The 21071-nt window shown below is 40.4% G+C and carries 18 protein-coding genes and 1 other RNA gene; 16 read left to right on the top strand and 3 right to left on the bottom strand.

Annotation, left to right across the window (positions count from 1 at the left end; genetic code table 11):
* The first annotated feature begins 36 nt into the window (after positions 1-36).
* The 4 genes from accD (at position 37) to ssrA (ending at position 9523) form a co-directional block, all read left to right on the top strand.
* Positions 37-879 (top strand): acetyl-CoA carboxylase, carboxyltransferase subunit beta, encoded by an 843-nt coding sequence (accD, locus tag FT12353_RS04675; protein WP_059393794.1) that lies wholly within the window; start codon positions 37-39, stop codon positions 877-879.
* Positions 879-1676: a carboxyltransferase subunit alpha gene (gene accA, locus FT12353_RS04670; protein ID WP_203618875.1), complete on the top strand. Its 798-nt coding sequence runs from the start codon at positions 879-881 to the stop codon at positions 1674-1676. Before accD ends, accA begins: the two co-directional genes overlap by 1 nt.
* Positions 1677-1997: 321 nt before the next feature.
* On the top strand, positions 1998-9107 hold the full coding sequence (locus FT12353_RS04665; RefSeq protein ID WP_203618873.1) for a bacterial Ig-like domain-containing protein: 7110 nt from the start codon (positions 1998-2000) through the stop codon (positions 9105-9107).
* A 59-nt stretch (positions 9108-9166) separates the two neighbouring features.
* Positions 9167-9523, top strand: a transfer-messenger RNA (tmRNA) gene (gene ssrA, locus FT12353_RS04660).
* A gap of 229 nt (positions 9524-9752) precedes the next feature.
* On the opposite strand, the gene FT12353_RS04655 is transcribed toward ssrA, so the two are convergent.
* From FT12353_RS04655 to FT12353_RS04645, 3 genes are all read right to left on the bottom strand, one after another.
* Entirely contained in the window at positions 9753-10289 is a 537-nt protein-coding gene (locus FT12353_RS04655) for a GNAT family N-acetyltransferase (RefSeq protein ID WP_203618871.1), read from the bottom strand.
* Between the two features lie 295 nt (positions 10290-10584).
* Complete coding sequence (locus FT12353_RS04650) at positions 10585-11211, bottom strand: hypothetical protein (RefSeq protein ID WP_203618869.1); 627 nt, start codon at positions 11209-11211, stop codon at positions 10585-10587.
* 91 nt (positions 11212-11302) lie between these two features.
* Entirely contained in the window at positions 11303-11950 is a 648-nt protein-coding gene (locus tag FT12353_RS04645) for a helix-turn-helix domain-containing protein (RefSeq protein ID WP_203618867.1), read from the bottom strand.
* Positions 11951-12083: 133 nt separating this feature from the next.
* Here FT12353_RS04645 and FT12353_RS04640 point away from each other — a divergent pair, with 133 nt between their 5' ends.
* The 12 genes from FT12353_RS04640 (at position 12084) to FT12353_RS04585 (ending at position 21032) form a co-directional block, all read left to right on the top strand.
* Positions 12084-12278: a hypothetical protein gene (locus FT12353_RS04640; RefSeq protein WP_203618865.1), complete on the top strand. Its 195-nt coding sequence runs from the start codon at positions 12084-12086 to the stop codon at positions 12276-12278.
* A 216-nt stretch (positions 12279-12494) separates the two neighbouring features.
* Positions 12495-13700 carry a VapE domain-containing protein gene (locus FT12353_RS04635; RefSeq protein ID WP_203618863.1) on the top strand — a complete coding sequence of 402 codons (1206 nt, stop codon included), beginning with the start codon at positions 12495-12497 and terminating at the stop codon, positions 13698-13700.
* Positions 13701-13938: 238 nt separating this feature from the next.
* Positions 13939-14079 carry a hypothetical protein gene (locus FT12353_RS04630; protein ID WP_203618861.1) on the top strand — a complete coding sequence of 47 codons (141 nt, stop codon included), beginning with the start codon at positions 13939-13941 and terminating at the stop codon, positions 14077-14079.
* A 142-nt stretch (positions 14080-14221) separates the two neighbouring features.
* Positions 14222-14632, top strand: coding sequence for a DUF722 domain-containing protein (locus FT12353_RS04625; protein ID WP_203618859.1), 411 nt, complete (start codon positions 14222-14224; stop codon positions 14630-14632).
* A 14-nt stretch (positions 14633-14646) separates the two neighbouring features.
* Positions 14647-15003 carry a hypothetical protein gene (locus FT12353_RS04620; RefSeq protein WP_203618857.1) on the top strand — a complete coding sequence of 119 codons (357 nt, stop codon included), beginning with the start codon at positions 14647-14649 and terminating at the stop codon, positions 15001-15003.
* A gap of 135 nt (positions 15004-15138) precedes the next feature.
* The gene (locus tag FT12353_RS04615) at positions 15139-15639 is read left to right on the top strand and encodes a DUF8602 domain-containing protein (RefSeq protein WP_203618855.1); all 501 of its coding nucleotides are present in this window, start codon (positions 15139-15141) and stop codon (positions 15637-15639) included.
* A 146-nt stretch (positions 15640-15785) separates the two neighbouring features.
* A complete protein-coding gene (locus tag FT12353_RS04610) occupies positions 15786-16262 on the top strand; it encodes a phage terminase small subunit P27 family (protein WP_203618853.1) in 477 nt (158 codons plus the stop codon).
* Positions 16259-18094, top strand: a complete 1836-nt coding sequence (locus FT12353_RS04605) for a terminase large subunit (RefSeq protein ID WP_203618851.1) — start codon at positions 16259-16261, stop codon at positions 18092-18094. Before FT12353_RS04610 ends, FT12353_RS04605 begins: the two co-directional genes overlap by 4 nt.
* Before the next feature lie 13 nt (positions 18095-18107).
* Positions 18108-18272, top strand: coding sequence for a DUF1056 family protein (locus FT12353_RS04600; RefSeq protein ID WP_203618849.1), 165 nt, complete (start codon positions 18108-18110; stop codon positions 18270-18272).
* On the top strand, positions 18269-19342 hold the full coding sequence (locus FT12353_RS04595; protein ID WP_203618847.1) for a phage portal protein: 1074 nt from the start codon (positions 18269-18271) through the stop codon (positions 19340-19342). The genes FT12353_RS04600 and FT12353_RS04595 overlap by 4 nt, the downstream gene beginning before the upstream one ends.
* Entirely contained in the window at positions 19339-19914 is a 576-nt protein-coding gene (locus tag FT12353_RS04590) for an HK97 family phage prohead protease (RefSeq protein ID WP_203618845.1), read from the top strand. Before FT12353_RS04595 ends, FT12353_RS04590 begins: the two co-directional genes overlap by 4 nt.
* Complete coding sequence (locus tag FT12353_RS04585) at positions 19911-21032, top strand: phage major capsid protein (protein WP_203618843.1); 1122 nt, start codon at positions 19911-19913, stop codon at positions 21030-21032. Before FT12353_RS04590 ends, FT12353_RS04585 begins: the two co-directional genes overlap by 4 nt.
* Positions 21033-21071: the final 39 nt, after the last annotated feature.

The following is a 21071-nucleotide window of genomic DNA, read 5'->3' as shown; positions in this document are numbered from 1 at the left end:
CAGTGATGAGGGGGAGAGGGCGTAGCCCAAAATAATATGGATTTATTTAATTCAAAAAAACCTGAACAAAATAAGATTAAGGTGACCGATGCCATTAAGGATCGGATTCCTGACGGCCTCTTTCTGGCTTGCCCATACTGTGGCGAACAGATTTACAACAAGGAGCTGGGACCATACCGCGTTTGTCCAAAGTGTAATTACGGTTTCCGTTTGCAGGCACACGAACGGGTTGCCTTATTGACGGAAGACTTTGTCGAGATGAACGCTGACTTGACGATTGATCATTCTGATTTCCCTGGTTATGAGGAAAAATTAGCCCGGGCTAAGAAGCAAACTGAGATGAACGAGTCCGTTTTGACTGGGACGGCCACGATTGAAGGCGAAAAGGTTGCCCTGGGCATCATGGATGCTTACTTTATGATGGCCTCACTGGGCTCAATGACCGGTGAAAAGATTACCCGCCTCTTCGAGTACGCTACAGAGAACCGCTTGCCAGTCGTGATGTTTACGGCTTCTGGTGGGGCGCGGATGCAAGAAGGAATTAATTCTTTGATGCAGATGGCTAAGGTATCGGCTGCAGTTGCCGCACACCAGGAAGCTGGTTTGTTGTACTTAGTGGTGCTGACCGACCCAACGACCGGTGGTGTGACTGCTTCCTTTGCAATGCAGGGTGACGTCACGTTGGCCGAACCACACGCTTTGGTTGGCTTTGCTGGTGCTCGTGTGATTGAATCAACGATTCATGAAAAGTTACCAAAGGACTTCCAACGAGTGGAGACGCTCTTGGAGAACGGCTTTGTCGACAAGATTGTTCCTCGTCAAGACATGGCTGACATGATTGCTAATATTGTGTCATTACACCAACAGGAGGCTGAATAATGTTCGAATTTATCAAAACATTGTTTAAAAAAGAAATCGATCCAGCTGAAGTGGTGAAGAAGTCCCGCGAAGACCGCTTTATGGCGCGCGAATTAATCAATGGCATCTTTGATGATTTCATTGAATTACATGGCGACCGTCTTTATGGCGATGACAAATCAGTTATCGGTGGTTTGGCACGATTAAACGGCCAGCCTGTTACTGTGATTGCCATTGATAAGGGAACGGACATCAACGATAAGTTGTCCAAGCGGAACGGCTCACCCCAACCTTGGGGCTACCGGAAAGCGCAACGATTGATGGAACAAGCAGCAAAGTTCCACCGCCCAATTGTGACCTTTGTCAACACGCCTGGTGCCTTTCCTGGTAAGGACGCTGAAGCCTTGGGTCAAGGGGAAGCAATTGCTCAGTCAATTCTGAAGTCAATGAAGTTGCCTGTTCCAATTATCTCGATCATTTATGGTGAAGGTGGTTCAGGTGGTGCCTTGGCATTGGCTACGGCTGACCAAGTGTGGATGTTTGAAAATGCCACATACTCAATTTTGTCACCCGAAGGCTTTGCTTCGATTTTGTGGAAGGATGCCAAGCGAGCAAATGAAGCTGCTGGCATTATGGGCTTGACGGCTGCTGATTTGATGAAGGAAAACGTGATTGACCTGGTGATTCCAGAAGGTCATAATCATGGCAAGATTTTCAACGGCATGAAGGAAAAGTTGTCGAGTGAAATTCAGGAGTTGCAGACATTGTCTGACGACGAGTTGATTCAACAACGACGGAAGCGTTTTCGGGCTTTCTAAATAAAAAATAAAACGCCTGTAATGGGAAATTTGTCGCGAGAAAGAGAAGCGATGTTTAATTTCTGGTTACGGCGTTTTTTATGTAAACTAATCAGCCTGGTACTATCAGTACTGGGCTTTTTTACTGGGATGGTCCTGATTTGAATCAATATTAGCTTAACCGATTACAACATTAGTTAATGAAAGTCCAAATAATCAGAAGGACAATTTTTGGCCTAAAATGCAAGTTAGAATACATCTTTATTAAAAGTAATTGAAAAGAAATGTAATTGAAATAGAGAAATAAAAATGTTAGTATTTTCCCGAAAGGGAGAATGAGCTATGAACAAAAAGCAAACATACAAATTATATAAGGCTAAGAAATTATGGGTAACAGCTTTAGCGGGTGTTAGCATGGTGGCTGTAGAAGGTGCTCACCAGCAGGCTCAAGCCGATGATGTTTCTAGTTCTCAAACAACAGAAAAAACAACAAATACAAATGAGTCAGCAAGTCAACAAAGTCAGACTGCCAGTTCACAGATAACAAATAATCAGAGTACAGGTAGCCAAAGCTCGGTAGCGCAGGGACTAAATCCTCAGAGTACTGCTGCTCAAGGATTAAATCCGGCAAGCACGACTAGTCAAAGTGCGGCATCACAAAGTGCCAGTACACAACAAACGTCAGCTAGTGCTAGTGGCCAAAGCAAGCAGCAAACGGCGACGTCACAGGAGACAACGACTGCTCAAAATCAGAACCAGGCTGCAAATAATACAAGCAGTTCGACAGCCAATAATAATCAGTCACAAAGTACCAGTGCTGGAAGTGGCACGCAATCGCAAAGTACTAGCACTAGTAGCGCTACTCAGTCACAAAGCCAGAAAACTGGAAGCACTACTGATTCAAGTACTGCTGGTTCCAGCACTACCGATGCAACTAGTGGCAGCAATCAAGGTAGCCAGAGTCAAGCTACAGAACAAACACTGGATTTGCGCGAAGCGACGGATTCTGCAACGAGTGATGCTGCCTTATTGGGTGCTAATTTAACTCAAGGCACAACTCAACCAGTAACCAATGACAATTTGTCAGTGACAGTTACTAAGGATAATTTTTTGCAGTGGTTTAAATTGGGTGGCGATACAACTTATGATGCCAGCACAAATACTGCTACTTTAACACCAGATATAGGTGGCGTTGAGGGAAACATCACGCTGAAAACTAAGATTAATGCCAATGACGCTTTCGTGTTGCACGGAACAATTAATCTTGGAAGCAAATTACAGGATGCTCAAGGTGCCGATGGCATTGGAATTGCCTTCCATCATGGAACTGTTGGGGAAATCGGTTCATTAGGTGGTGGTATTAGCGTATTGGGCCTACCAACCTCATCCGGTTATGTTTTTGATACCTGGCCAATTGATGGTGGCGATCACTACGACGGCAAGGATTCTTATGTTTCTGGTTTTCATAGCGATGTGGACCAAAAGGGGCAAGATAGTAATATTCGTTACGATGGCGGCTTTTTGGACTTGGATCCTACTAAATATCCAGTAGCTGGTAAAGCAATGCCATTTACAGTGACCTATGATGGGAATGGACACATGGGACTGGATTACCTGGGCCATACATTTTCCATTCCGGTCACCGATCCTCAGGACCCATTGGCTTTATCGATTGGAGCATCAACTGGACTAGACAGCAACTTGCAAACTGTTTCGGTTGACTCATTTACCTTTGACCCAGCGCAGAATAACACGATTTCGCGAACCATTAACTACGTTGATAAAAGTGGCAATAAGATTGCCTCATCAACCGTTCAGTCGGCCATTTATCGCCGTCAAGGAACATTGGTCAATGGCCAACCTACTTATACGGATTGGCAGCTGGCCAGTGGAGCTAATAGTAATAACTTTGCTGCAGTAACGGCACCAACCATTGCTGGCTATACCATTGAAGGCAGTCAACCAACTTATTTTGACTCAACGACGGTTAATAATGATTCTGGTCAACTTGCCTACAACGTTGTTTATGATAAAGTTCTTGGTCAAGCAACATTGAACGTCCAAGACAGCACGATTGTTGCTGGTCCTACGGCGCAATGGTCCGCTAGCCAAAACTTTTTGAGTGCGGTGGATCAAAATGGATCAGCCGTTGATTTGAGTAAAGTTCAGGTTAGTGGTTCGGTGAAGACTACAGACCCAGGAACCTATCCAATTACTTATACTTATACTGATACGAGTGGCAAAGCTGTTACAAAGACGGCCAATGTGACCGTGGTGCCAAGTCAGAGTAGTTTGAAGGCCAAGGACAGTACGATTTTAGTCAACTCGAAGTGGAATACGAGTGACAACGTTGTTAGTGCTACTGATGAAAACGGCAACATTCTTGATTTGAGCAAGGTTCAAGTTTCGGGCAATGTTGATACCAGCACACCGGGGGTATACCCAGTTACCTATAGCTATACGGATGCTAGTGGCAATCAGCATACGCAACCAGTGATGGTAACGGTTATTAATAGTCAGAGTACTTTGACCGTTAAGGATAGCACTATTTTTGTTAATGATAGTTGGAAACCAGCTGATAATGTGACGGCTGCTAAGGATGAATACGGTAATCCGGTTGATATTAGCAAAATCAGTGTTTCTGGTGATGTCAATACCAGTAAAGCAGGCGTTTACCCAGTTACTTATAGTTATACGGATGGTCAAGGAAAATCCTTCAACGTTGTCGCAAAGGTTACCGTTAAGGATAATCAGACACAGTTGCAAGGAAAAGACAGTACTCTGATTGCCGGACTAAAGACAACTTGGCAGCCAAGTGATAATTTGCAAACGGCAACTGATGTTGACGGAAAGCCACTGTCGATTGACCAAATTCAGGTTTCGGGCAGCGTTAATCCGCAAAAAGCTGGTACTTACCAAGTCACATATAGCTATACTGATCAGCAAGGGCACTATCATAGTACTCCTGCCACGATCACTGTGTTGGCTAGCCAAGGTAGTATCAATGCCGCTGATAGTACGATTGTTGCCGGCCCTAAGGCTCAGTGGTCAGCAAAAGATAATTTCTTGACTGCTACTGATGAACACGGTGACCCTGTTGATTTTTCTCAAGTTCAAACATCAGGAACTGTCAATACCTCGACTCCAGGGGTTTATCCAATCACTTATACTTACACGGACAGCCAGGGGACTCCTTTTACAAAGACAATTAACGTGACAGTTGTTGCCAGCAAGGAAGGGGTGGTGACCAAGGATGAGACTCTGATTGCCGGCCCAAAAACTCAGTGGCAATCTACAGATGATTTTGTGTCAGCCGCTGACGCCGATGGTAATTCTGTTGACTTGAGTCAGGTAGCTGTGAACACTAACGTGGACACAAATAAACCCGGTAAGTATACCGTTACCTATACTTACACGGATAAATCAGGTAATGCGATTCCAGCAACTGCTGAAGTGACGGTTCTAAAGAGTAAGGCCGCTGTTGACACTCAGGACAGCACCTTAGTTGCTGGTCCGAACACGACGTGGTCGTCCAAGGATAACATTGCTGATTTGCTTGATGAATATGGCAATAGCATCGACCCTAGCCAAGCATCGGTTTCTGGTAGTGTCAATCCACAAAAGCCAGGAACTTACTCGGTAACCTACTCTTACACCGATGGTCAGGGAAATCTAGTTTCGAATGTGGCAACGATTACAGTCGTTGCTAGCCAGGGAAGCTTGACGACTCAAACGGTTAACTTAGTGGCTGGCCCACAAACACAGTGGTATAAGCAACAGAATTTGAAGAGTGCCACTGACGAAAACGGTCATCCTGTTAATATTAATCAGATCACTGTGACGGGAACGGTTAATCCACATCAGGCAGGCACGTACCCACTTACTTACTCATATACCGATGATCAGGGAAATACTTATACTCAGCCGACGGAAGTTATCGTTGCTGCTAGCCAAGCAGCCATCACAACCAGTAATGAAACAATCGTTGCTGGTCCGCAAAGCCGCTGGTCATCTTATGACAATATGGTCAAAGCAGTTGATGAAAATGGAAATCCGCTTAGTGATAATCAGGTTACAGTGACCGGTCAAGCAAATCCATCAAAGATCGGTACCTATACTATTACGTACTCCTATACTGATGGTCAGGGGAATCCGATTACGCAACCGGCAACAGTGACGGTTGTTCAAAGCCAGGCAAGTATTTCAACGACGGATAGCACCCTAATCGCTGGACCGAATACGAAATGGAATCCGGCAAATAATTTTGCGGGTGCTAAAGATGAAAATGGTCAGTCGGTTAGTTATGGTAGCCAAATCAGTACAAATAGTGGTGTTGATACTGAGAAGCCCAATACTTATTTGGTAACTTATAGCTACCAAGATGAAGCGGGAAATACAGTCTCAAGTACAGCCAAGATTACGGTTGTTGCTAGCCAAGGCGGTGTAGCAGCTAAAGATAGTACTTTGATTGCTGGTCCAAATACGAAGTGGACGGCAGCGGATAACTTCTCCGGCGCAACAGACGAAGATGGCAAGTCAGTCGACTTGAGTAAGGTAACGGTTGATGGCAGTGTTGACCCAACTACGCCAGGCACTTATCCTGTTACCTACTCATACACCGATGCCCAAGGTAACCCTTATTCTCAAAAGGTGACTGTAACGGTCAACCCAAGTAAGGGTGGTGTGGCAGCCAAAGATAGTACCTTGATTGCTGGTCCAAATACGAAGTGGACAGCAGCGGATAACTTCTCCGGCGCAACAGACGAAGATGGCAAGCCAGTAGACTTGAGTAAGGTAACGGTTGATGGCGGTGTTGATCCAACCAAGGCCGGTTCATATCCTGTTACGTATTCCTACACCGGTGCCCAAGGTAACCCTTATTCTCAAAAGGTAACCGTCACGGTCAACCCAAGTAAGGGTGGTGTGGCAGCTAAAGATAGTACGTTGATTGCTGGTCCAAATACAAAGTGGACAGCAGCGGATAACTTCTCCGGCGCAACAGACGAAAATGGCCAACCATTGGACTTAAGTAAGGTGACAGTTGATGGCAGTGTTGATCCAACCAAGGCTGGTTCATATCCAGTTACCTACTCATACACTGACGCTCAAGGTAACCCTTATTCTCAAAAGGTAACCATCACGGTCAACCCAAGTAGGGGCGGTGTAGCAGCTAAGGACAGCACCTTGATTGCCGGCCCAAATACGAAGTGGACAGCAGCGGATAACTTTACCAGTGCTACAGACGAAAATGGTAAGCCAGTCGACTTCAGTAAGGTAACGGTTGATGGCAGTGTTTATCCAACCAAGGCAGGCTCATATCCTGTTACGTATTCCTACACTGATGCCCAAGGTAACCCTTATTCTCAAAAGGTAACCGTCACGGTTAATCCAAGTAAGGGTGGTGTAGCAGCCAAAGACAGTACCTTGATTGCCGGCCCAAATACGAAGTGGACAGCAGCGGATAACTTTACCAGTGCTACAGACGAAAATGGAAATCCAGTGGATTTGAGTAAGGTAACGGTTGATGGCAGTGTTAATCCAAATAAGGCTGGTTCATACCCTGTTACGTATTCCTACACTGATGCGCAAGGTAACCCTTATTCTCAAAAGGTAACCGTCACGGTCAACCCAAGTAAGGGTGGTGTGGCAGCTAAAGGCAGTACCTTGATTGCCGGACCAAACACGAAGTGGACAGCAGCGGATAACTTCTCCGGCGCAACAGACGAAAATGGAAATCCAGTGGATTTGAGTAAAGTGACAGTCGACGGTAAGGTTGACCCAACTACGCCAGGTACTTATCCTGTTACTTATTCCTGCACTGATGCCCAAGGTAATCCATACTCTCAAAAGATCACGGTCACTGTTGTCTCAAGTAAGGACAGCATCACGATGAAAGATAGTACGTTAATTGCCGGCCCAAACACGAGGTGGACACCAGCAGACAACTTCTCTGGTGCTACTGATGCAAACGGTCAACCAATTGATTTGTCAAAGATCACCGTGACGGGTCATGTGGACACGACGAAGCCTGGTACCTATCCTGTTACTTATTCTTACACGGATGAAACTGGTAACCACTATTCAAAGACTGTGACAGTCACCGTTAACTCAAGTAAGGGCAGTTTAACTGCTAAAGATAGTACCTTGATTGCTGGTCCTGATACAAAGTGGACACCAGCGGATAATTTCTCGGGTGCAACGGATGAAAATGGCCAACCAGTGGATTTGAGTAAGGTAACGGTTGATGGCACAGTTGATACAACTAAGCCAGGTTCATACCCAATTACTTACACTTATACTGATGGCGAAGGAAATACTCATTCTCAGAAGGTAACAGTAACGGTCAATCCAAGCAAGGGTAGTTTAACGGCTAAAGATAGTACCTTGATTGCTGGTCCTGATACAAAGTGGACACCAGCAGACAACTTCTCGGGTGCAACGGATGAAAATGGCCAGCCAGTGGATTTGAGCAAGGTAACGGTCGATGGTAAAGTTGACCCAACTACGCCAGGCACTTACCCTGTCACTTATTCATACACCGATGCCCAAGGTAATAAACAGTCTCAAACAGCGACAATTACTGTTGTAGCAAGTAAGGATAGTATCACTATTAAGGGTGGTAATTTGATTGCTGGACCAAGTACAAAATGGACCCCAGCAGATAGTTTCTCTGGTGCTACTGATGCAAACGGTCAACCAATTGATTTGACAAAGATTACCGTGACAGGTCATGTAGATACGACGAAGCCAGGCACTTATCCAGTAACTTATTCTTACACGGATGAGACTGGTAACCACTATTCAAAGACCGTGACAATAACTGTTACGCAAAGTAAGGGTGGTATTACCACTAAGGATAGCCATATTACCGTTGCTCCAAATACAAATTGGTCACCAGCAGATGGATTCTCTGGCGCAACTGATGAAAATGGTCAACCTGTTGGCTTTAGTAAAATTAAGGTAACAGGTCAGGTAGATACAACGAAGCCAGGCACTTATCCTGTAACTTATTCTTATACGGATGGTAGCGGTAATATTTACACTCAGACCGTGACAGTAACTGTGACAAGTGGTAATGACACGACATCAAATACAAATCAGGGTTCGAAAACGACGCCAAGTAGTAGTGGTCAGTCAACAACTCAGGGTTCAGAAAAGACGCCAAGTAGTAGTGGTCAGTCAACAACTCAGGGTTCAGAAACGACGCCAAGCAACAGTGGTCAGTCAACGACTCAGAAATCAGAAACAAGTTCGACGATTGCCACACCTAGTCAGGTCAACACATCTGACAGTTTGGTAAACGCAACACCAAAAGCAACCAGTGTATTACCACAGACTGGTAATCATCAAGCAAAGTCAACGGGTCAAAAAGCGCTTGAAATTGGATTAATTTCGGCTACCTTTGGACTGATTTTACTGATGAAGCGCAACAAGAAAAACGGAAATGACTGATACTCGATGAAGTTTTTGCTATAATGGAAGCTGAGGGATTTTCCTCAGCTTTTTGTTTTGGGCTCGTCTTGGAATTCGACAGGCTGTTACGAGCATTAGCTGCATTCCGCCATCCGGGCGTAAAGCGGGCAGACATTTAACTGCAAAAAACAATAACTCTTACGCTGTCGCTGCCTAAAAACCAGTGATTCGTAGCCAAGATTGTTAGGCTGACATGGTGGTCTTGGTTTAATAAATGGTCAGATCGGCTTAATGGTGATGCCTGCACGGTTAAGTTTAAATCAATTAGGTTCCCAGTCAGAGTTAAGTTCTGGACAATGACTGCTTTGGCTGTGGTATTAATCATTGCCCTATGAATGTAGACGCTAGTGTGGCGGGCGGTTTGGACAGGGGTTCGACTCCCCTCGGGTCCATTTTAAGTTTCAAGGTATTGCATAAGGTCTTAAAAAGCCCGGTGTAATGCCTTTTTTGTTTTTATAGGTTTCATGAAATAGCATGGTTTTTCAGATAAAATGACACAAAAAGGGACACAAAAAATAACTCGATGATTGGGTGATATGACGGCGATTATGCCGTTTTTTATTTGCCAATAGTACATATAAAAGAACACAAAAAATCCTCTGACTAAAGATGTCAGAGGTTTTTTTATTTATTTGTTGACCAGTCGTTTTGAAAAATTGCATAGTAGTCAACATCAACCCATTTACCATCGTAAAACACTTCATCCTTGAGTGTTGCCTCTTTGACAAATCCAGCTTTAGTATAGGCCTTGATAGCTCCAATATTGAATGGGTAAACTGATAACTTTACCTTATGCATGTTAAGGTTATTAAAAGCATAGTCTAAAATTAAATTGAGTGTCTCCTGACCATATCCTTTTGAACGATCTTCTTTTTTGGGAAATCCAATTCCGAGCTCACAAGAATGATTTCGAATATTGAAATCGAATAAGCTTACAAATCCAATTAAGCTATCATCGATGACCTTACGCACTGTAAATTCGACAAACTCATTACTTTTGGAAGCCTTGCGAAATATATTTTCCCAATCTTGAGCCGTAAATGGATGAATCATGTCCATTGATAGCGGATTAACAAAATCAGTATCCCATTGCCAGCTTGCGAAGTTTTCGCCGTCTGAATCATGGTAGTGTGACAATTTAACGTTTTCACCTATAAACATAATGATCTCCCTTAGTCTAATGATTTTTTAATAATTCGTATTTGTAAAGGATTGTAACACAACTTGAACCTCCGTGGATACAACCGTACCTTAAGGTACGCCTGTTATATTTGCTGTGTGGTTACATCCACGCTCCTACAGACCTCCGTACTTGTAAGTACACTGGCGCACCGAATCAGTGCGTCAGGTAATGGAAAAATTTGATTATGATTTAAGATGATGTTTTTCGGCAATAAAAAACACCTCGACAATTAGAGGTGTTGGATAATTTAAAACTAAATCTTATTAATTCATTTTAAAGTGAAGGTTTATTTTTTATTTTATCTATTTGCTCCTGAATCTCATCATTAGTTAATACACGTTCTTTAGTATTGTTTTTGTTTTCCAACAGCATATTTTGTAGTATCTCAAGCTGTTTAAGCTGTTCTATTGAATAGGGAGCACGTCTTTTAGCGCCTCTAAAGTAATCAACAAAAAGTCTGATATTAAAAGCATTTAGACCTAGTCCCAATGCACCTATCATCCATTTTGAAAAATCAAACGCCTCTTTGTGTGGTAGAAATTGGCTGGATAAGAAGAATATAACGATAGCTCCTACAGAGAAAAAGCCAAATAACAAATGGATACATAATAGTATCTGCATTAGACCATATCTAGACTTTTTGTTGTCATCACTTGCCCAGGCGTCGGGAATAGGATACAGAATACAACTAATAAATATATAACCAAATATGTACATCATTAATGTTAATTGTAAGTTATGTGGACAACAACTGTAGACTAAAACATCTACTATTAACAAAATAATTCCAATAATTCTAATAGTATTTCTTTTAATTACATTAATTATTTTATTACATTTTTTGTCTTCAGCGTCCGCTGTTTGTGCATCATCTTCATTTTTCGTATCGTGTTTTGTCATACTGTTTTATCTCCAGTCGTTTTAGCCGTACGTTTTATCAAATAGATTACATTACACTTTGTATCCTCTGATTAATCGTCGGAGGTTTTTTTTAGTTCCATGGTACTTGTTTATCTTCGTACTTTTTTGGAGAAGTAAACTCTTTTTGTAGTTCTAGAAGTCTCTCAATAAAATTTTCTAAATTTAAGTTGTGATCATCGTTTAAATCATTGACAGATTCTAATATTGAATAAAGTAATTTATCAACAGCAGTTTTTGTTGGTGTTTCAGACCCAGTCATAGTAGCCAAAAAAGCATTTGATGCCTGTTCCATTGACATAACATAACCAGTTCGTAAACCATAATTAGGAAAATCATCATCCATTTCTTTTTGTAATTCTTTAGGTAACAATATTTTGAATAGTTCAGATGCTTTTTCTCCTTGTAACTTAACAAACTGACTCATTTCAATATCGTTTGCTGTTGTACCTTTAGGCAATTTTTCAGGAATTGGAGTTTCCAAGCTGAGAGTCGAATCAAATGGTTTGAAGTCCGTAGGGACCTTTTCAATCTCTGTCAGCCCTTGAAGATAAGGTATAGAAACGCCGTAATACTTTGCTAATTTTTGCCATGTGGCGAGTTTTGGCTCACTTTTATTGTTTTCGTATCTATTTAGTGTTGATCTGTTGATTCCAGTTTGTTCAGAAACAAAATCTAGCGTTTCTTTTCTTCTTAATCTAAACTCTTTTAATTTATTCATATTAACCTCTTACTGATTGTAATAATAACATAAATCAAAATATAAATATCAAAAAATGATAATTAAGTTGACATATTGATAAATGAGATATATGATAAATATATATCAATTAATGAGACGAAGAGGAACTGCTATGAAATCATTATCTAAAACGTTTGTAGATGCTTTGATAATTAAACAAGCTAGAAATAGGCTAACTTTTAAAGAATTGTCACAAATTACTGGAGTAAATAATATTACTCTGTCAAAGATTATTAATAAAAAAACAACAGTGTCAAGAGAAAGTACATTCGATAAGTTGAATGATTGGTTATTGGAGGATATGTAATATGACCGCATGGATTTTTCAATTAATTGGATTGGTGACCGTAATAGGTGGCGCATTCGTCACCGGATTAACGATAGGAGCAGAGTTACATGAAAAATGATACAAAAAAAGCCCTGAACACGAGTTTGACGGCAAATGTTCAAGGACTGATAAATAAATATTTCGTAACTAATTGTACCACTTTTAGCTTACGTGTTGAAGTAAAGGAGGTATAAATTGGCAAAAATCAGAAATGTTGAGTTAGCAGAAATCATCAAAAATTATATATCTCTAGGATTTGACGAGTTTCGAAGTAATTGCTATATCCTTAAAGATTTTCACGATGAGGATGAAAGGATAAGACTATCTAAAGGACAGGTTGTTGACGACATGGTTATAGCAGATATAACTAAATTTCTTGAGATTGAGAAAAATAATAATTACAAAACAGACCAAGTTCAAACTGCCATTTTGTTTGCTTCTAGAGATAATGTTTTTTCCTCGTCTAAAGTTTGGATTGAATCAAAAAAGTGGGATAAGAAGCCTCGACTTTGGACAATTGGAGAAACTGTTTTTGGAAATACAGATTCATCTATTAATCGAGCTATTGGTATCTGGATTATCAACTTGGTAAGCGGAGCTTATGGCTTTAATACAGGCGAATTTCAATACACATTGGATATCATCGGCAATCAAGGAACTGGTAAAACTGAATTTTTGAAGCGTCTAGGTGGTCAATACTACACCGATCAAATGATTTCTTTTACCAAAAAAGATGATTTTACTATTATGGCTAGTAGCTTGCTTGTCAATGATGACGAAATGCAAGCTACATTCGAATTACCCGCTAAAAACAGGGATAGGATTTTCAAAAAGTTTGTTTCAACAAACGAATTTACCTACCGTGCGCCATATGGACGAACAAATATGACTCAAAAACGTCACTTTGTCATTGCTAGAACGACAAATGATAGTTCCTATCTAACTGATTTGGGTGGTAATCGTCGAATTATCCCGGTCATTGTGAATGATCAAAATATACAAAAGCATTCATTTGAATTGCCTGATAGCTGGTACGAAAACGTGTTAGCTGAAGCGCGTGACTATTATTCTGAAAATTTAGGTAAAGCGTTGAATGAAATTAACAAGGAAATGTCAAAAATGAATTTTGAGGAAATAACAGACAACCTGAATGTTTTTTCTGAAATCGACGACGGTATTACAACAGTTCTCAATAGTAATTATAAAAATATTAAACGTATAGGAATTACTGAATTGAGTCAGACTGTTGAACAGTATCTGTATAATCATATGATTGATTATCAATCGAAAGAGTTAAAAAACCAAATTCAAATGGTTATGCAGCGTGAAGGTTTTGAAAAGAAACCTGTGTATTTTAATGGGAAAACAGTTCGCTGTTTCGTTACAAATAAAGTTAGATAATTACATACGTTTTTTTGAATGCCATTTATATTCATCAAAAATTACAATTCTGATGTAATAAACAGCGTGCATATGTAATTAGCTTAAACGTTACCATTCCTAACGCTTAGAAAGATTATATTACATAATTACATACTTTTATATATAAGTTGTATTTAATATATAACCGTATATAAAGATGGTAATTTTTAATGTAATTTTGTAATTTTACGAAATCACACACCAAAAGGAAATAAACATGAACCAATCAATTAAACAATTAAACGCACTATTTGATGAACCTGTATTTGTACAAGATGGTAAAGCCTTAAGATTAACTACACCGAATGCTATGCAACGATTGAAAGAGTTAGCAATGAAAATGGGGTACAAAGCATGAATAAACTGGACAACTTGGAAATGTTGCAAATCAAGGCAACAATTGAAAGAAGCCTAGTCGAACAGACACGATGGATTATTGGTTCGCAAATTGTAACGGTATTTATCGTAATGATCATCATGAAACTGTCTAGGGGGTAGCAATGGCCGATGAAGTAGACCGCAAGTTTAAGATGTATTTTTCTGGTATTTGGCAACATAACCTAGACTGGCGACGATTTGAGTTAGACCACCAGCGAGCACCCACTGATGGCAATATAGGCGGTGGCAGGGTACAGAATGTAAACGTGGCTAAGAATGTTGTAGAATCGAAATTAGCCCGTAAGGTGGATGACCCCATCGTTCATGACTTGACAATGCGGATTGAATCGATGGAACACTTTTTACAAATACTATCAGAGCGTGACATCAAGATGTTAGAGTTGCGATTTAAAAAGAACCCGGATAAGTGGGACATTGTCGAGTCTAAGCTGTTTCGGTCAAAGAGACGGTTAAATGCAGACCTGAATAGAATTAAGTCAGAGTACCGTAATGGTATTTATTGGATAGATTAAGAAGGAGAAGACACATGAATCGTATTGAAGTAAGTAAAAATATTGATGAGGAAATGATAAAAGAACGTATTAATTACTTATCAATTAGATCTGATGAGATATTAAAATTAGTTGATAAGGACAAGTCGAAGGCTAAGCAACTATATTCGGATTTGTTTAAAGAGCAAGATAATGATTTTCATGAATTAACTTTGAAGAAGAACAGTCCAATTGTTGATAGTAATGAAGCACTTAGCGTATATCGTCAATATTTTAATCATTTAAACTTTATGAAGAATAGTTATAACAACCTTTCTTATAATCTTTCTGAATTTAAGCAGGCAAAATTATGGTTTGATACATTCGGTAAGAGAACTTTTAGAAAGTCATAACACCATGTTGAATTATCTAACCTGTTGATAACTAAAAGCCTGTTGACAGTGTCCTTTTCTCGTCCTTTTAATAGCCCTTTTAACCCTTAGAAACATGGCATAATTGTAGTATGGAATGATAAGCGGAGGTACGTAATGAGATTACATCGATGTGCCGAAGCTGGTTGTCGTGAGTTGATTAAGTTAGGACATGATTATTGTGACCAACATTATCAGACAAGAATGTCAGCCTTTGATAAGAAACGTAAGCAAGACCAAGAGCTAAGTAGTCAGACCTTACGAGGGCAACATGAACGTTATTGTTACTTCAAGAAGTACAACGAAGAGGTTCGTCCAGAGTTAGGACATGAGTTTTATCAGTCTAAGGAATGGGAGAAAGTTAGCTTACATATTAAGCAACGTGACATGTACACAGACGCTGTCGATGGTCGAGTGTATGACCAAGGCAATTTAATTGCTGATCACATCGTTCCTCGTCGTTTGTTGAAGACCAAGGCCGAACAGTTGGATGTGTCGAACCTATGGCTACTATCTCGCTCTCATCACAGCCACAAGACGGCCATTGAACAAAAGCTATCAGACAGTCAGCTCAAACACGTTAATCGTGAATGGTGGATAAAAGTTTTGAAGGATTGACTCGGTCAGTCCTTTTTTATTTAGAATACCCGCCCCCTTAGCGCTCGTCAGGGGAGCACATACCAGGGCTGCCTTCCTCTTTAAAACAAACAATTATTTTTTCGTTTTTGGAGGGCTGACCAATCAGATTAGAAAGGAGGTATACAATGCCAAGAAAAGCAAAAATTACAACTTCTGACAGCGATAGAGCCTATCAACGTCAACGAACGGAAGCTTTGAAAGAAGCTAATTCAGAAATGGCCAAACTATCAGAAAAACCACCTCTTCATTTAAAGGGAGTGGCTAATCAATTATGGGTAAAGCTCGTTCCAGAGTTGAACAAGTTGGGATATATTACTAGTTCGGATAACTCGACTGTTGAAGCTTTTTGTATCAATTACAGTGTCATGCGTGAAGCTTACGATAGTATCAAAGAAGTGGGTGCTATCTATGAAAATCAAGGAAGATATTATAAGAATCCTGCTACCGCTGTATTGAACGATGCAACAGGTAAGGTGAAGTCCTTAGGTGGAGAATTAGGATTAAGTCCAAGTTCTCGGGCAACCTTAATTGAGAGGGCTAATGATAGTGACTCTTTACTAACTGGCGATGATTTAGTCAAAATGTTTGGAGATAGCCAATGATTAAAAAATATCAAGATGTTATCAAAGAATACGGGCTAGAAGAGCCTACCATTCATTACTGTGTGGATGTTCTCAATGGAAAAATCATTGCTGGAGAGAAAATTAAGTTAGCCTGTGAACGGCATTTGTCCGATTTACAACGAGTTAAAAGTGACCCAACGTTTCAATATGTTTATGACTCCGAACGAACACAGCGAGTAATTAAGTTTAGTAGTTTGCTTGTTGATTTGGAAAGTCGTGATGCCTTCAAGATCAGCCCATATGAGACGTTTATTGTTGGATTACTTGAAGGATGGGTAGAACCGAAAATGCACGGGAAACGCTTTGACAGGGCTATTATCTCGATGTCTCGTGCGAATGGTAAGACTGCCATTATGGCTTTAATTAGCTTGTACAACTTTCTGTTTGGGCAACCTAAAACAAATCGTCAATTGGCAGTAGCAAGTGCAGATACAGCACACGCTGATGCTTTGTTTAAATACATGTCGAGCCAATGGGTAAACTTAGCAGATGGTACGTTTTCAAAGATGGCCAAGCAGTGGGGAATTGAGTATAACCAGCGTGAAATGCGAATTAAAAGCCAGTCAACGACCATGAGAAAACTAAGTGCTTCATCCAGTACCACTAGTGATGGAATTGGTCACTTTAGTTATGCAGTTGTTGATGAATACCACTTGTTTAAAGACCGGTCGTTTATTAATTCGATTACATCAGGTCAAGCATTCTTGCCGGGGTCACAAACCATTTTCATCAGTACCAGTGGGACAGATGTTAGAAGTCCAATGTATGCCGATTACAAACGTTATAGTTCATTCCTTAGTGAAAAAACATGGCAGAAGATAGACAATATTTTATTCCTTGCTTGGGAACAAGATAGCGATGATGAGGCTTTTGGTAATCCTGATTTATGGCAAAAATCGAATCCGCTTTTTGAATTAGCTAGTAAAAAACAGTCAGCGATTCCAAAACTAACAGCAGAGCGAGATGAGCTTAATTCTCAAGGTCGTTTACCCGATTTTCTGGTGAAGAACATGAACCGTTGGCAAAATGCCAAAGAGAACGCCTTTTTACCTGTTGATTTACTAAATCAAGCGATCGCATCAGACTTTGATATGGCTGGTAGAGACGTTTATATTGGTTTTGATTATAGCCAGACAAACGATGACACAGCATTAGCCTTTGTATTTCCTTATACAGATAATAACGGCAATCAAAAATATCATTTATATCAACATTCTTTTATTCCACTAGCTAAACTTGGAACAATTGAGGCAAAAGAACAGCGTGACGGTATTAATTACCGTGATGTTGAAAATAAAGGGTTTGCCACGATTACACGAGACCGTTTCGGATTAATTGATGAAGATGAGGTGTTTAACTTCATGTTGTCATTTATCGAAAGGTACAATCTCAACGTAAAGGCCATTCTTTATGACCAATGGGGCGCTGGAAAATTTATTAGACGACTAGACGAGGTCAAAAACGAATATTTAATTATTCCGGTTCGTCAGGGTATCAAATCATTAAATGAACCAACGAAGTTTTTGCAGACATCATTTGTTAAAAAACAGATAACCATGTTTGATGATAGCGCTATGTTTGGAGCTTTGGCCAATGCAGTCATTGTTGAAGACAATAACGGTATCAAGATTGATAAACATACTAATAGTGCAAAAATCGATATTGCCGATGCTGTAATCAATGCGTTGTACGAGGGTATGTGGTATTTTACGCAGTTTAGCAATGCACCAGAAGATAATAGCAAAAGCCCATTTGTTGGCATGTCTCAAGAAGAAATTAATGATTATTTTACGAAAGAATTTTCATTTTAGACAGGAGTGTAATATGCAAAGTTTAAATAAATACCTACCCTTTATCTTGATTGTGTTAGGGATGCTTGCCATTTCCTATAGTGCGATGATGATTTCAATGGCCTTAGGTTGGCTGGTAGTTGGTTTGAGTTTATGTACGGTTGCTTATATCTTGTCTCCTAAAGGGGGTCAAGTATGAGTCTCAAAAATCCATTTGAAAAGAGGCAGGTAATTACAACAAGTAGTTACTTGCCTTTTATTATGAGCAGTACAGGAACATCAATTGTCCCTAACGAATTAATTGGGGCAGAAAGTGCCTTGAAGAATAGTGACTTGTACAGTGTCACGAGCCTGATTAGTGCTGATGTAGCCGGTTCTAGTTTTGTTGGTACTGATAAAAAGGCGTTGACACTATTAAATCAACCAAGTCAATTGACTAATCGTTACAACTTTTGGCAAACAATGGTTTTAGAGTTGCTGTTGTCAGGTAATGCTTTCGCCATCATTGGCGAAAATAATTTGCGATATGTTCCTAGTCAGTCCGTTGTAATTGATTTAACAGACGATAAGTTAACTTATCAAGTCAACCCATTTGGTGACTACCAAGGTGGTAACTATTCGTCGGATGATGTCTTACATTTTAAAATCATGGCCTATGGAATGAATGGGCAAGAATTGGTAGGACATAGCCCATTAGAAAGCTTGACCAGTGAAATTAGTCAGCAAGAACGGGCTAATCGTTTATCTTTGGCAACACTAGCACAAGCTATCAATCCAACGTCCGTTATTAAAGTTCCAGATGCAGTATTGAGTCCCGAGGCGAAGGACAATGTCCGTAAAGAGTTTGAAAAAGCAAACACTGGTAATAATGTTGGTCGCAGTCTTGTATTGGATCAAAGCGCTGACTTTCAGACCATTTCAATCAATGCAGATGTGGCCAAGTTCCTAAACAATGCAACTTATCAACGTAGCCAGATTTCTAAGGCTTTTGGTGTTCCCGATAGCTACTTGAACGGTCAGGGTGACCAACAAAGCAACTTAGAGATGATTCAAAGCATGTATGTAAATGGTCTCAATCGTTATATCGAGCCTATCGTGAGTGAAGTGCAGTCCAAGTTTAGCCCTGATATTAAGCTAGACATGAGTAGTATTTTGGATTATTCAAACGCTATTTTTAAGCAGGACGTATTGAACTTTGTTGATAAACAGATTTTAACCGCCGAGCAGGCACAAAAGATTTTAATTGATAAGGGGGTAATTACTTTATGAAAAATAAAGAAATTCGCAACTTGTCACTTTCAGAAGTGCAGTACCGGAATAGCGATAATCAAAACTTTGTCGGGGTTATCTCTGGTTATGCAGTGGTCTTTAATAAGGCTAGTCAAAACCTAGGTGGATTTGTTGAATACATTGAGCCAAACGCTTTTGATGGTGTTGATATGTCCGATGTAGTCGCTTTGTATGATCATGATTTCGCTAATGTATTGGGCAGAACATCTGCCGATACGCTAAAACTAACAATTGATGAACAAGGTTTGTATTTTGAGTTAAATATTCCAGATACAACTGTTGGACGGGACGTTTATACCAACATCCGAGCAGGTAATCTTCAAGGTATGAGCTTTGGGTTTACGGTTGTTAGTGATAGTTGGAAAAACGGAAGTGATGGCGTAGCAATTCGACAAGTTGATTCAATTGGGCAACTTTTTGAAGTATCTGTTGTCACTATGCCGGCATATCAAGATACAAACGTTGAGGCCATTCGGTCATTAAGAATGGTTGCTGATAAGCAAAAGATGTTGTTATTGCTAGATGTATATGAAAAGGAGAATGCAGAATGAAAACGTCAGAAATTGAGGGACAAATTAAGTTCTTGAAGAAGCAGGAAGCAGAAAAAATTAATGAGGTTCGCACACTGGCAAACAGTGATCAGTCAGATGTGGCTGATGTACAAGCTGGGATGAAGGAAGTAGAAGAATTGCGCAGTCAATTGGCTAATGCTAAGAAAGAGCTAGAAACGGTTCAACGTGCAAAAGAGCTACTTGATGATGAAACAAAAACAGAAGAAAAAAAGGAGTCCGAAGACATGAAAATTAACCCTAATCAAGAACAAGAAACTGCAGAAGTGCGTGATTTTATCAATTACCTAAAGACTGGTGAAAAGCGTGATAACGGAATGACAACAGTAGATGCAGGTGTTGTTATTCCAAAGGAAATTTTAAACGTACAAAAAGTACCAACTGACAATCGAAACTTGGCCTCACTGGTAAACCGAGTAATGGTTTCATCTGGTATGGGAACATTGCCAATTTTGCAAAAGAACACGGCACGCTTGACGACTGCCGAAGAACGAGCAGAAAATCCAGAAATTACTAAGGCTATTTTGAAGAACGTTGATTATAAGGCACTCACGTATCGTGGCGCTTTGCCTTTGTCTATGGAAATGATTCAAGATGCACCTAATCTAAAGGAATTGTTGAACACTTATGTACAGGAAGCCAAGGAATTGACGGAACAGTACCAAATTGGTCAAGTTTTGCAGACTGCAACGCCTGTTAAGGCAGGGTCAGCCGATGAGTTGAAGACGGCTTACAATACTGGGCTGGCTAACTATAACCGCCAATGGGTTGTGACAGAGTCATTTTACAATGCGATTGATTTGTTGAAGGACGCTAACGGTCGTTATCTGTTGCAAGATTCAATCTCTTCTGCAACTGGTAAGTCATTGTTTGGTGCAAATGTAACGGTTGTATCTGATGATGTCCTGGGTGGTGGAGCAAAGGGCTTTGTTGGTGATCCTAAGGCATTCGTTCTTGAGGCTTTGCGTTCTGATGTGTCAGTAGAGTGGGATCACAACGAAAACTATGAACACATTCTTGCTGTTGCTTTGCGTGCTGACTTTAAGCCAGCAGATACAAACGCTGGTAAGTTTGTTTCATTTGGCGAAACAAGTAAGTAATTGTCCATAAGTGGACAACGTAAACATTCCCCAGTAGTG

The organism is Fructobacillus tropaeoli (genome assembly GCF_016860625.1).
Classification (GTDB): Bacteria; Bacillota; Bacilli; order Lactobacillales; family Lactobacillaceae; genus Fructobacillus; species Fructobacillus tropaeoli.
The sequence above is the reverse complement of the archived record's forward strand: the minus strand, read 5'-3'. Positions and strand labels throughout refer to the sequence as shown.